Source organism: Romboutsia lituseburensis (assembly GCF_024723825.1).
Lineage (GTDB): Bacteria > Bacillota > Clostridia > Peptostreptococcales > Peptostreptococcaceae > Romboutsia_F > Romboutsia_F lituseburensis_A.
On the sequence record NZ_JANQBQ010000001.1, the window covers coordinates 1,507,531 to 1,521,329 of the forward strand.

Genomic DNA, 13,799 nt, shown 5'->3' on the forward strand with positions numbered 1-13,799 from the left:
TCATTTATGCATCTATTTGATCATCTTCATTTGATGAAGTTTCAATCCCAGCTTGAGATTCACTTTTTATATCTATCTTCCAGTTAGTAAGTTTAGCTGCAAGTCTAGCATTTTGACCTTCTTTACCTATTGCTAGTGATAATTGGTAGTCAGGAACTACTACTAAAGCTGATTTTTCTTCTTCGTTTACATCAACTTTAACAACCTTTGATGGGCTTAAAGCTGCACATATAAATTCAGCTGGATCATCACTATATTTTATTATATCTATTTTTTCGTCACCTAGTTCATCAACTATGTTTTTAACTCTAGATCCTTTTGGACCTACACAAGCTCCGATTGGATCAATCTTTTCATCTATAGACTTAACAGCCATCTTAGTTCTTGATCCTGCTTCTCTTGCTATAGATTTTATTTGAACTATTCCTTCAAATATTTCAGGTACTTCAAATTCAAATAATCTCTTAACTAATCCTGGATGACTTCTTGATACTACTATTTGAGGTCCCTTATTAGTTTTCTTCACTTCTAGTATATAAACCTTTATTTTTTGTCCTGCTTTGTAATGCTCTCCTGGTATTTGCTCAACTTGAGTCATAACAGCTTCTATTCTTCCAAGATTTACGTGAACAACATTTTTATTTACTCTAGCTACTTCTCCTGTAACTATTTCATTTTCTTTGTCCATAAATTCACTGTATACTATTTCTCTTTCAGCTTCTCTTATTCTTTGAACTACAACTTGCTTTGCAGTTTGAGCTGCTATTCTTCCGAAGTCTTTAGGAGTTACTTCATGTTCTATTATATCTCCTAATTCATAGTTAGGGCTTATTTCTAAAGCATCTTTAAGCTCTATTTCTAGGAAAGTATCATATAAGTCAGACTCATCAACTACTACTCTTTGAGAGAATACTTTTATGTCTCCTCCATCTTTGTCAAATTCAACTCTAACATTTTGAGCTGCACCAAAGTTTTTCTTATATGCAGTTAAAAGCGCTTGTTCTATAGTATCTATAAGAGTTTCTTTATCTATTCCTCTGTCTTTTTCAAGTTCGTCTAAAGCTTCCATAAATTCGTGGTTCATTTTATTTTTCCTCCCTAATGTTCTTTCAACTAGAACTTTATTGCTAGTCTAACAAGTGCTACTTCTTTTTTGCTAAACTCAACTTCATTTCCATCTATTATAACTTTTATATTGTTTTCTTCTGTCAATCCAACTAACTCACCCTCAAATTGCTTAGATCCGTTCATTGGTTTATATAATTTTATTTCAACATCTCTACCTTGATATCTTACAAAATCTTTATCTTTCTTAAGTGGTCTATCAAGCCCTGGTGAAGATACTTCTAAGAAGTAATTGTCTTTTATAGGATCTTTAACATCAAGAACTTCACTTAATTCTCTACTTACGGCTTCACAATCATTTAGAGATATTCCACCTTCTTTGTCTAAGAATATTCTTAAGTAATATTCTCCAGCTTCTTTAACATATTCAACGTCAACTATCTCAAATCCACGAGGATCTGTTATCTTAGCTACCATTTCTTCAATTGTAGCTTCTATACTCTTTTTCATTGGTTTCCCTCCTTATTCAATTGTCAGTTTAATTTAAAACAAAAGAGTGAGCACGTTCATGTCTCACTCTTAGTTTCTGCAAAATATACTATTTTATATACTATAATACCATATATTACTTTCAGTTGCAAATTTTTTGATTATTACTTAGTTTTATTATATTTTTTAAACTTGATATATACATTATTCTGGTTTATATTTTGCCTTAGAAATCATTTGAGTCATTGTTCCCATAGGACAATATACACACCATGATTTTGGTTTGTATAATATCATTGTTATTACACCTAGTATTGTAGATGTAAGCATTACACTATAAAATCCAAAGGCAAATTGAGCTATCCATGGTTGAACTATTGATGTATTTACCCAATTCCAAGGCATTTTAAACGTCCATAAAATAGTTACAACTTCTTTCATATTTTTAGTTCCTTCAAATACTAAATAAGTACTGAAAATCATATTTCCAAACATAACCATAAAGAATATTAAAAATCCATATCTAAAAGCTTTCGTTTTCAAAAAATGTGGTATGCTTTTTTGCCTTGACAGCTTTAATTTGTTACCCATTAAGTCTAGCATCTGACCTCTACCACAATATACATTACAATATGTTTTTCCTCCTCCAAATATAGATATTAATAATGGTATTGAAAAACATAGTAATCCTAACCAAGCAAATAATATATTAAATATTCCTAATGTTAGATACAGTGCACTAGCAATCCACATATAGTCTTTCCAAGTTTTTTTCTTTTTCATTTTAGTTCACCTCGATCTTTTGTATTTCTATAACCGATGCTGGACAAGTTTTCGCACACTTACCACACCCTACACATTTATCTAGATTAACTTTTGCAAATACACCTTGTTCTATATTTATAATACCTAATGGACAAACTTTTGCGCATGCACCACAAGCTACACAATATTTTTTATCTACTATTGCTTTTTTCTTTAACATTTAATCCCTCCTGCTTTTTATTATTTATTGTATAAGTTTTTTTGTTAAATTTCTGTGATAAAGTCACAAATACATTTAAATTTTTCAAATAAAAAAACTCATTAGATTCCTAATGAGTTACCTTTATATCTTTTAATTTATCTATTTCTACTGGTTTACTATAATAATATCCCTGTATAAAAAATTTTTGGTTTGACATTTTTTTTATAAGTTCTACCTGCTTTAAATCTTCTATACCTTCCATTACTACAGTTATATTTTTTTTTGTAGATAAATGATATATAGCATCAATTAAACGTTGAACTATTATTGAGTTTTCAATATTATCTATAAAGTATTTATCTAACTTTATTACATTAAAATCAAATTTTTCTAAAAATGATAAATTAGAATAGTCTACACCAAAATCATCTATTGCAATTTTAAATCCACTGTCTATAAGCTCCTTAATGTTTTTAGCAACTTTTTCATAATCTTCACCACATACATTTTCTGTTACTTCTAAGCATATTCTATCTTTTTCTATATTAGATTCCCTTAATATATTTTTAAACTTTTCACATATAGCTTCATCTTCTATCTCTTTTAATGATATGTTCATAGATACATAAAAATCATCTTCTAAATAATTTATAGTTTTCATATTATAATAGTCTGTTATTATTTTATTTAATATCCATATAGATAAGTCCCCCATCATATTGCACTGTTCTAGTTCACTTATAATTATATTTGGCATTATTATCTTGCCACCTACATTAAGCCTAATTAATGCTTCAAATCCTACAATATCATTAGTATTCGGATTTACAATAGGTTGATAGTTTAATTTGTAATTATCATTTTTAAAATATAACTTTATTTTTCGCTTTATTCTTTCTGTTAATATATTAGGTATAACTATTAGCTTTAATATAAAATACAGCATTCCAGATATCATTATACAAGCTAAGAAAATTACTACTTTTATAATTTTTTTGTCTTTTTGTACTTGTTCATAATCTTCTTTATATCCTACATATTTATAATATTTTTGTGATATTAACTCATTCTTTTCCTCTTGTAGCTTTAATAAATTCATAAGTTGTTTTTCTACATTTTCAGTATCGCCCATTTCTTTATATGTTTTCACTAAACAATAAGAAACTCTTGTATACATTTCAGTATCTGGATGTGTTTCTAGATGCTGCTTTGACATGTTAAAATAATCTATACTTTTTTTATAGCTCTTATTAGATAATTCCATTTGACCCATCACCAAATAATAATATGCATATAATCCATAATATGTATTACTTGCCTCATCTAATGTTTTCTTTGCTATATCTATATGTTTTTGAGCTAGTTCAGTTTTACCTTGACTAGAATATGAATCTGCTATAGTTATATTTTTTAAACATTCTATTGATTTGCTTTTAGATGTAGTTATAAACTTCTGGTACTCAGATATCTTATTCAAATGTTTTTGAGCACTATCATACTTCATTATTATATTTTCACATTGAGCTAAATTTAATAATCTATATACCTCTAGATCTATTCTTAAATCTCTATCACTTATCAAATCTGATTCAATAGAGTTTAATATATCAATTGCTGTATCATATCCACCTAATTCTCTAGCTATATATGATAAATCAACTGCCGACTTTAACATATAATAAGTGTTATTTGTTTTTTTACTTAATTTTATAATTTTTAAACTAGTTTTGATACCCTCAGTATAATCTCTATTTAGCATATATAAATTATATAAAGATCTATATAAATATATTTGAGCATCTACATATAAAAGTTTCGTATGTATGACATTTTTTATATTTTCTATAGCTATATTTCTTCCCTTTTCTTTATCATCTAATGTTTCAAATATGTCCCATATAATTTCATAACTTTGATTATAATCTACTGGATTTACATTATTAAATGCCTCTACTGAATAATCTATAGCTTTTTCAAAATCATTATTTTTTATCATATAATCAGCTAAAAGCTTATTTGAATATATTTTAACAAAATCATTCGTTTTTTGATTTATACTGTTTTTTGATAATTCAAAGGATGCTTTAGCCTCTTCATCTTCATTTTTTTCTTTTTGCAAATATCCTAGAATAAAGTATTTCTCAGAATCATCTAAAACATTATTTTTTAATTCCATCTTTATTTTATTCTTTGATTCCTCATCTAAACTCTCATTATTTTTATATATTTTCTCTATATCATTTACTGCATTATAATTTTTTGCACTTTTATTTAAACAGCACAAAATTAGGGTAAATATTATTAACAAAAATATTATTTTAAATTTCTTGATATCTATCCCCACTTTCTTTATATTATTCATTGTTTTATCTATTTTTTACCATTTTACATTTTATTATTTTTTTATACTTTTTTCAACTTTATATTACTTTATGTTACTTTTTATGAGACTTTTTTTACTCTTGCTTAGTTATTAGTCTGATTTAACGCTATAAGATTCCAATAAGTTTTGGTGTGTCCTTATTTTTTTCAAACACAAAAATGAGGTATTATCTACCTCATTTTTATACTATAATAGCTAAAATATATTAATTTGCAACTAATTCTACATCTTCTTTTTTATTTTCCACATCATTTTTACATTTTGATAATATTTTTCTTGCATATATCATAACTATAACTTCTGATATAAACGTAGATATCCATATGCCTATTCCACCAAATAAAATCACCATAAGTCCTAGTGTTGCTATTATAACAACCATACCTCTTCCTAATGATACTGCCCCTGCATAAATAGGTTTGTTTATTGATACACAAAATCCTGCGGTTACTACATTGTATCCCATTACTAAAAATGCAAATGAGAATATTCTTAAACTATTTACAGTATATGTAAATAATTCTTTGTCCGAATTACTTATAAACATTAAAACTATTGGCTTTGTAAAAATAACCACTATTAAAAATGCTACTATAGAAGATATTTTTGCTGACTTTAACCCCATATTAAGTATTGATAAAACTGCTTTTTTATCTTTTTTACCATAATAATAACTACATATAGGCTGAATACCTTGTGATATACCCATCATAGTTGTTAACACTAATATATTAATATAACAAATGACACTATAACTTACTAAAGCACCCTCACCTATAACTCTTAATATACTTTGATTAAATATTAAAACTACTATAGCTAGACTTACCTCTGTTGTAAAATCAGGTATTCCTATTGATACAATTCTCTTTAATATATTAAAATCAAATTTAAACTTAACAAATTGCAATCTTCCTTTTTTCCTTAAGAAATGTATAAAGAAAAATGAAAATGATAGTACTCTAGCAATTCCAGTTGCAAATGCAGCCCCTTGAACACCATAATTTAATTGAATAACAAATATATAATCTAATACTATATTTGTTATTGCCGAAATTAAAACACCTATAGTTGCAAGATGAGGATATCCATCGCTCTTTATCAAAACCTCTAAGGAATATGAGACTATATAAAATCCAACAAATAATATTATTGTTCCTAAGTATTCCTTTACATAATCTATTGTTGAATTTGTAGCTCCTAAAAACACAGCTAGCTTATCTAAATTAAATAAACTAAATATTATTATAATTGCTGATAAAATAGTTACTGTTACTGTGTTTAATGTAAAATACTCATTAGCTTTTTTATTATCTCCATTTCCTAGAGTCATAGATACTATAGTAGTAGCTCCCGTAGAGAATAAAATTGAAAGTGCAAAAATTGTATTTATGTATGGTGTTGATATATTTACTGCTGCTAAGGCGTCACTACCTACCCCTTTGCTTACAAATATTCCATCTACCATAGAATATAATGAAAATACCCACATAGCCGTAACAGAAGGTATTACATATTTCTTAAATTGAGTTTTTAAATCTTTTATATTTTCCATGTATATCTCTCCTTTCATTCTAAAAGACTATAAACTGTGGTATAATACACAAGTCAATAAATTTTTTTTAATCTTTGAGGTGATTATTTGAAAAGAAAATATTATAAAACAGGAGAACTTTCTAAAATCTATAAAATAGGTAGAGATTCTATAAAATATTATGAGAAGTTGGGGCTTTTAAACCCTACTAGAGATACAAATTCTTATAGAATGTATACTATTAAAGATATCTGTAATTTAAATCTCATACGAGAACTTAGAACATTGGGATTTTCAATGCAAAGAATAAAAGAATACTTACAAAATAGAAATATTGAGAGTACTAGAAATATGCTTAAAGAAGAAATTGAGCTTATCGAAAAAAAAGTTGATGATTTAAATTCTCACAAAAAATCTTTACACAAAAGATTATATTCAATAAATAGTTGTGTAAAGCATACTACTTTTAATAGAATCGAACTTTTATATATGAATGAGAGAAGAGCACTTACAGTAGAGTCTAATGTTTCTTTTGATGAAAATGTTGATTATTTAATTCAAAGGTTAAGCGAAAAATTTGATAACAAGTTTTATATATTGGGCAACAGTAACTTTGGTGCTGTATTTGACTCTAATAGTATTTCTAAAGATATATACAATAGCTATAAGCATACATTTTGTTTACTTGATGATAATTCACCTAACTATAACTTTATTTTAGATGAAGGATATTATGTTACATATACCTATAAAGGAGATTATAAGCAATATTCTAAAGTATTTGATATGCTTTATAAATTTATTGAAATTAATAAATATACTATTCTAGGAGATCCTATTGAGATATATAAAATAGATGTTTATGAGACAGCTGTAGAAGATGAGTATGTTACTCAAGTTCAAATCCCAGTAAAACTTTTAAGTGATTTAAGTTTATAAAAGTATAAAAAAGCTTCCTCTACATATTTACATTAGGAAGCTTTTTATTAATTTATATTGATATTTAATTATTATTCAAATTTTAAAGTATTTCCATTTTCCATTATTATAGGCTTTGATACATTTCCTGTTTTATCTACATCTAATCTATCCATCAAATAAGAGTACAACTCTTTTTTATTTTTAAATTTAGATACTTGATATGGCACTAAAAATGAATACTTTTCTAAAAATAGTAATTCTCCATTATCATCTATCAATATTCCAGAATGACCTATAAATAATTCTTTTTCATCATAGTCATGAAGATAAGCATTAATCATTGATACATTTTTATTATCTTTAAATGTTATATTTCTTTTTTTCCATTCTTTTTTTATTTCATCGATATGTACACTTTGATCTGTCGTATCTTTAGTTTTTATAGCATCATATAAATTTATAAATTTATTAGTATCTTCTTCACTAAATTGAGCTAGAGGATTATTTTTTATGCTATCTAAATCAAACATTAAATTTATCGGCTCATCTGTATGTTTTCCATTTGAATTTATGTAATCTCTATATAATTCAAATGCTGTTAATCTACAGTTAAAATCTTGATACAAGTATTCTTTCTTTTCCCATTCATGTATTGCATATACTTCATCATATTCAGCTTGTGGCTTATCTATTGATTTAAACTCTCCCTCTAATCCATCCATACCTTCCATAACTTTATTATAAAAGTCTAATTGACTTTCAAATTGTTCAATGTATTTATTATTTATACCCGATTTATATAATTTATTTATAAATTCATCTTTAGTTTTTTCATCTATTAAATTAGAGTATATTAAATTATAATCTTTGCTATAATTTGATTGCATAGATTCGATTTGTTTCTTTTCTGAATCCTTTATTATTACCTCATCTGTTTTATTTGAGCATCCCGTTAATAGTGCTGTTGTACATATTAAAGTTAGTATATATCCTTTTAATTTCATAAACCTCTCCTTATTATTTATTCTTCTATATTTATAGACGGTCTATTTTTTTAAAAAGTTTTATATTTTACAAAAATGGTATAATCCTTTTTATGGTAAATAAAAAAATATAACATACAATTATCTAATCTTCGTATGTTATATTTTTTTTATATTAATTAATAAATTTTAATATTATACATTTGTATTTTCTAAACAGTCTAATTTTCCATCTATTATAGATATCACTCTGTCTGCTTTTTGAGCTATGCTTTGATTGTGTGTAATCATAATTAATGTTTGATTATATTTTTTTATAGAAGCTTTAAGTAAGTTCATTACTTCTTCTGTTGTTTTTGTATCTAGGTTACCTGTTGGTTCATCAGCAAGTATTATACTTGGCTTTGCTGATAATGCGCGAGCTATAGCTACCCTTTGTTGTTGTCCTCCTGATAATTGACTTGGTAAATGTGTTTTTCTATCCCCTATTCCCAACAAATTCATAAGATCATCTATATAATCTTCATCTACTTTTTGATTATCTAATTTTAATGGTAACTCAACATTTTCTTTGACATTAAGTACAGGTATTAAATTATATTGTTGAAATACAAAACCTACTTTTTGTCTTCTATATCTTGCTAGTTCTTTATCACTTAAACAACAAATGTCTTTTCCATCTACTTTTATCGTTCCATTACTTGGGCGCTCTAGACCACCTACTAAATGCAGGAATGTACTTTTACCACTTCCACTTGGACCTACAATTGCTACAAATTCACCTTTATTTATTTTTAAGTTTGCATCTTTTAATGCATGTACTGCTGTTTCTTTTTTTCCATATATTTTCCCTAAATTTATTGTTTCAAGTATTACCATAATATTCACCCTATTCCACTATATTTATAGATTCTACTATATTACTTTCTTTTATTTTTCTTGCTGGTATGTATGTTGCAAATAGTCCTATTAGTATGTTTGTTACCACTATTAATATGTAATCTTTGTATGCTATAGCAAATTCTATTCCATATGTTTCAAATCCATATGTTTTATACATTCTAAGTTGTAATAAAATACCCCCAACTATAACTACTATACTTGAAAATACACCATATAATAAACCTTCAAACACTATCATAAACTTAAATTTATCTTCACTTATCCCTACAGCCCTTAACATACCAAATTCACTGGTTCTAGATGTTAAGTTGTAACTCACATTGTTTATTATATTAAATATACTTATCATAAATATTATACTTATTTTTCCATACTCATAAATTAATTCTTTTTGGGTCATCTTTTCATTATCCTGCTTTTCTTTTACTAAATCTGTAGTAGTGGTTCCTGGCACTTGGCTACCTATCTTACCTAGTTTTTTATTTATAACATTATGATTTTCACCATTTTCCATATTTGCATAAACTAAATCATAATTATTAATATTTGTTATCTTCTTAAAGTCTGAATCATTTATAATCACATCAACTCCACTATCACCTGAATATACATTGTTATCAGCAAAAGGATAATCAACAATGGCCCCTACTTTAAACTCATATTCTTCATATTCATAGTTACCTCTACCCTTCCAATATTCGTCAGTGTCTATTTTTCCTTTTGGATATTTAACTTTTACAGTATCTCCTACTTTTATATCAACTATTGGTTTCCCATAAGTATGATCTCCAACGTCTTTATATCCTTCAAATACTTCATATGTATGTGGTATATATACTACTGCTAAGTTTTCTTTTTTTATTTTTTCTATATCTAGCTCTCCACTTACTGTATATTTATTTAATGATTTTAGCATTTCATCATTGTAACCCTTTAACTTTTGCTTTATTAAATAATCTCCTGTGCTTTTATCATCTATAAGTAAACCGTTTAAAACATCGCCATAATAACCACCTTTTTTTAGACAATCAAAAAATTGTTTATCTAAAATTTTTTCTTTATCTATTTGCATTCTAGTGTTTAAGATCTTAGCAGTTTTAACTTCACTGATGCCATCTATATTTTTTATTTCATTTATTTGTTTATCAACCAAACCATTTTGTTCATCCATTGCACCACTAACATTTAATATAAAGTCACCATTCATAAACGTTTCTTTGTTTATTGATGCATTCATTTGTGTACTTCTTGAAAATGCATAATTAGTTTTTATAATCATAATTCCACCTAAGCTCATAGATAAAATAATAAGTATAAATGATTTTTTATCTCTAAATATATTTCTAAAAGATATTGCTTTAGTAATTGATATATTCTTGCTTAATTTTGACAATACTAAATTATTATTTTTTGATTTTTTTTCTAATCCAAAATTCTTTCTTATAGCTTCTATAGGTGCTATTTTTTTTATTTTAATATAAGTTAATATACTTATTAATAATATTACTAACAAAGTACATGCTATTGATAATAAAATTATAGAACTAGGTACAACAAATGGGGTTTGGCTTATTTTTCCTTCAAATTGTATATTTCCTACTAATGTATTAAATATCTGTGCTCCACCCATACCTATAAATATACCAATAGGCATAGCTATTACACTTAATATTAAAAGTTCACTAAACATTAACTGAAATATTTTTATACTAGTAGAGCCAAGTGCTCTTAATACTCCATATTCTCTTATTCTTTGATATACAGATACTGAATAAATACTGTATATTACAAGACCCGCAAATAAGCTCAATACAATTGCCATTTTTTTGCTTGCCTCATCCACTGACCCATTTTTTTGTATAGACTCTACAAGCATTTTATTTATATTTACTTGCTTTTCTTTATTTAATTTAGCCTTTTTTGTTATATTATTTATATTTTTATTTATATCACTATTTTCACAGAACTCTACATATGTACTAAACTTATTAATATTATTTTCATCTAGTGCCAAAAACATCTCACATACTCCAATTTGTTTTTCTTTATATCTATCTTCGAGTATACCAACAACTTTAAATGTTTCAGGCTTTTCTTTTTGGTATAGCTTAAATGTTAATTCTTGGTTTAAATTAAGTTCTAACCCCATACTATTTAAAACCCATTCTTCAACTACAACTTCATTATTCCCTTTTGGAAATCTTCCTTTTTTAAGCTCTGAGTCATTATTCAAATAATTTTCACTTGCATATTGTATATTTATTGGTAACTTCTGACCAATTTCTGTAGATGCATAATATGATGTAATACTAATATCTTTTATATCCTTTCCTTGTTTTACAATTTCTAGTTGCTCTTTATCTATATCTTTAAATTTAACATGATGTGTTCCCAATTCTCTTTTCATTCTGTATACATCTGCCTGTTGAGCACTTCTAGATAGTGTCCCTACTCCTACTATAAGAGCTGTGCCCAGTACTATACTCAGTATTATTGCTAATGACCTTGCTTTATAACTTTTTATATATTTCAATACAATACTTAAGTCATTTTTCATATTCCCACTTCCTTCCTTTGAATAACTTAATTATATATTCATTTAAAAAATGTATCAAATTGCACTTTTTCAAGTTTTTAATGCTTATTTGCATAAATTTATAACTTAAATTTCACATTTTTATAGCTTATTTGCAAATTTCCACTTTTTACATATTTTTTTATAAATGTTATAATCGGTGTATAAAATCAGTTAGGGGTGAATTATGGAAAGTATTATTGTATTTCCTATATATATTCTGATTATATTTATAGGACTTAATTTTTATCTTGATAAATTTATGTTTTACAAGAAACTATCACTTTCAAAAAAAGGTCTCATAACAATATTTTTATCTATTGGATTAGCATTACTTATAAGAAGTTTTTTAGTTTTTTGCCTAATTAAACTTAATTCTAATTTATTATTTATTGGGCTATTTAAAATATTTTTATCTTTTTTATTTGGATTTATTTGTTTTTATATAGGATATAAGTTTATTAGGTTAATAGATAATAATGATTGTAATAAAACTAAAATTAAAAATCAAAACAGTAAAATTGAACATAAGGATAATATAATAGGTAAGCTTAGAAGTCAAAAACATGACTATTTAAAACATTTACAAGTTGTGTATTCTTTACTTAACAATGGATTTAATGATGATGCTAAAAGCTATATAACTAATATATCAAATAGCTTTAGATCTAAAAATTCTAGATATGGTAAAGTTTCTTACTTAGATGCAATTGCATCTTTAAAGTATGAAGAATGTCTTCTAAAAAATATTGCTTTTGATGTTTATATACAAGATTTCATAGATAACTTAATTATTGAGCCTAACGAAATGAGTTCTGTATTATTAAATATAATAGATAATGCTATTGATTCATTATCTACTCTTAATAAAGATAATAAGTATATAAAGCTATTTGTTTATGAAGATGAATTTCAATACGTTATATCTATAAAAAATAATGGACCTAAGATATATAATACTGAAGATATATTTAATGAAGGTTTTTCTACTAAAGACGGTGAAAATAGGGGTTACGGTCTTTATCTAGTTAAAAATATATTAGATAAATATGGATATCATATATTTGCAAGTAGTGATGAGTTTATAACTGAGTTTACGATTTTAATACCTAAGTATTGTTAATAAACTATCCCAGGTAAATAAATCCGACGTGGGGTAATATAATTTTATGGGGAGAAAATATTTATGATAAAAGTTTTAATTTGTGATGATGATAAAGCCGTAAGAGATGATATAGAAAAAACTATTAAAGATTGTGGCTTTGTTGACTATGTAAAAAAAGTTAATAATGGTTTAGAAGCTATTGAATTTATTAAAAATGATAAAATCGATTTATTGATTATAGATATTGACATGCCATATAAAAATGGAATTGAATGCGCTAAAGAAATTAGTTGTATTGATAAGGATGTCCATATTATTTTTGTAACTGGATTTGCAGATTATAGTTTGGAAAGCTTTAAAGTTCATCCTGTAGATTTTATTGTTAAGCCTTTTACTAAAGAGAAAATTTTAGATTCTTTAAATATTGCTATTGATCATATTAATTCTCATAAATTAGCTAAAAAAAATTTTATTGAAGATACGTTATTTATAAAGTTAGAAAACAAGTTCATATGATTAATTTTGATGATATAGTTATGTTTGAAAAAAATTCTAGAGCTGTTAATTTGTACACCAGAGATCATGATGTTATTAAATTTTATGAAAACTTTGAAGACCTGGAAAAAAGACTTCCACCTAATTTTTTCGGAAGTCATAAAAGCTATATTGTAAATTTAAAGCTTATACATAAAGTTATTCCTATTAGCAAATCGTCTTTAGAGATTAAATTTATTAATTTTCAAGAAAGTGCTACACTTAGTAAGTCATTAGAAAAAGATTTTCTTTATAGATTCTATAGAACTAAAAGGTTTTAAAATTTAGTTTACTTAAGCTACTATGTATAAAGCTATGCTACATGTGATAAATACATTTT

The 13,799-nt window shown here is 25.8% G+C and carries 13 protein-coding genes; 4 read left to right on the forward strand and 9 right to left on the reverse strand.

Annotated elements, in window-relative coordinates; genetic code table 11:
• Nucleotides 1-4: 4 nt before the first annotated feature.
• The 6 genes from nusA to NWE74_RS07375 all read right to left on the reverse strand — a co-directional run bounded on the left by nusA (nt 5) and on the right by NWE74_RS07375 (nt 6,459).
• Nucleotides 5-1,084 carry a transcription termination factor NusA gene (gene nusA / locus NWE74_RS07350; RefSeq protein ID WP_258242572.1) on the reverse strand — a complete coding sequence of 360 codons (1,080 nt, stop codon included), beginning with the start codon at nt 1,082-1,084 and terminating at the stop codon, nt 5-7.
• 29 nt (nt 1,085-1,113) lie between these two features.
• A complete protein-coding gene (gene rimP, locus NWE74_RS07355) occupies nt 1,114-1,575 on the reverse strand; it encodes a ribosome maturation factor RimP (RefSeq protein ID WP_258242573.1) in 462 nt (153 codons plus the stop codon).
• A gap of 183 nt (nt 1,576-1,758) precedes the next feature.
• Nucleotides 1,759-2,337, reverse strand: a complete 579-nt coding sequence (locus tag NWE74_RS07360) for a trafficking protein particle complex II-specific subunit 120 (protein WP_258242574.1) — start codon at nt 2,335-2,337, stop codon at nt 1,759-1,761.
• Nucleotide 2,338: 1 nt separating this feature from the next.
• A complete protein-coding gene (locus tag NWE74_RS07365) occupies nt 2,339-2,539 on the reverse strand; it encodes a 4Fe-4S dicluster domain-containing protein (RefSeq protein WP_258242575.1) in 201 nt (66 codons plus the stop codon).
• A 109-nt stretch (nt 2,540-2,648) separates the two neighbouring features.
• On the reverse strand, nt 2,649-4,883 hold the full coding sequence (locus tag NWE74_RS07370; RefSeq protein WP_258242576.1) for an EAL domain-containing protein: 2,235 nt from the start codon (nt 4,881-4,883) through the stop codon (nt 2,649-2,651).
• 226 nt (nt 4,884-5,109) lie between these two features.
• Nucleotides 5,110-6,459, reverse strand: coding sequence for an MATE family efflux transporter (locus tag NWE74_RS07375; RefSeq protein ID WP_258242577.1), 1,350 nt, complete (start codon nt 6,457-6,459; stop codon nt 5,110-5,112).
• An 87-nt stretch (nt 6,460-6,546) separates the two neighbouring features.
• Between NWE74_RS07375 and NWE74_RS07380 the strand changes: the two genes are divergently transcribed.
• Nucleotides 6,547-7,377 (forward strand): MerR family transcriptional regulator, encoded by an 831-nt coding sequence (locus NWE74_RS07380; RefSeq protein ID WP_258242578.1) that lies wholly within the window; start codon nt 6,547-6,549, stop codon nt 7,375-7,377.
• A gap of 71 nt (nt 7,378-7,448) precedes the next feature.
• Here the strand turns inward: NWE74_RS07380 and NWE74_RS07385 are convergent, their stop codons facing one another.
• The 3 genes from NWE74_RS07385 to NWE74_RS07395 form a co-directional block, all read right to left on the reverse strand.
• Nucleotides 7,449-8,363, reverse strand: coding sequence for a DUF4300 family protein (locus tag NWE74_RS07385; protein ID WP_258242579.1), 915 nt, complete (start codon nt 8,361-8,363; stop codon nt 7,449-7,451).
• A gap of 174 nt (nt 8,364-8,537) precedes the next feature.
• The gene (locus NWE74_RS07390) at nt 8,538-9,221 is read right to left on the reverse strand and encodes an ABC transporter ATP-binding protein (RefSeq protein WP_258242580.1); all 684 of its coding nucleotides are present in this window, start codon (nt 9,219-9,221) and stop codon (nt 8,538-8,540) included.
• A 10-nt stretch (nt 9,222-9,231) separates the two neighbouring features.
• On the reverse strand, nt 9,232-11,802 hold the full coding sequence (locus NWE74_RS07395) for an ABC transporter permease (RefSeq protein WP_258242581.1): 2,571 nt from the start codon (nt 11,800-11,802) through the stop codon (nt 9,232-9,234).
• A gap of 205 nt (nt 11,803-12,007) precedes the next feature.
• Between NWE74_RS07395 and NWE74_RS07400 the strand changes: the two genes are divergently transcribed.
• The 3 genes from NWE74_RS07400 (at nt 12,008) to NWE74_RS07410 (ending at nt 13,740) form a co-directional block, all read left to right on the forward strand.
• Complete coding sequence (locus NWE74_RS07400; RefSeq protein WP_258242582.1) at nt 12,008-12,943, forward strand: sensor histidine kinase; 936 nt, start codon at nt 12,008-12,010, stop codon at nt 12,941-12,943.
• A 63-nt stretch (nt 12,944-13,006) separates the two neighbouring features.
• Entirely contained in the window at nt 13,007-13,441 is a 435-nt protein-coding gene (locus tag NWE74_RS07405; RefSeq protein ID WP_258242583.1) for a LytR/AlgR family response regulator transcription factor, read from the forward strand.
• Entirely contained in the window at nt 13,438-13,740 is a 303-nt protein-coding gene (locus NWE74_RS07410) for a LytTR family DNA-binding domain-containing protein (RefSeq protein WP_258242584.1), read from the forward strand. Before NWE74_RS07405 ends, NWE74_RS07410 begins: the two co-directional genes overlap by 4 nt.
• Nucleotides 13,741-13,799: the final 59 nt, after the last annotated feature.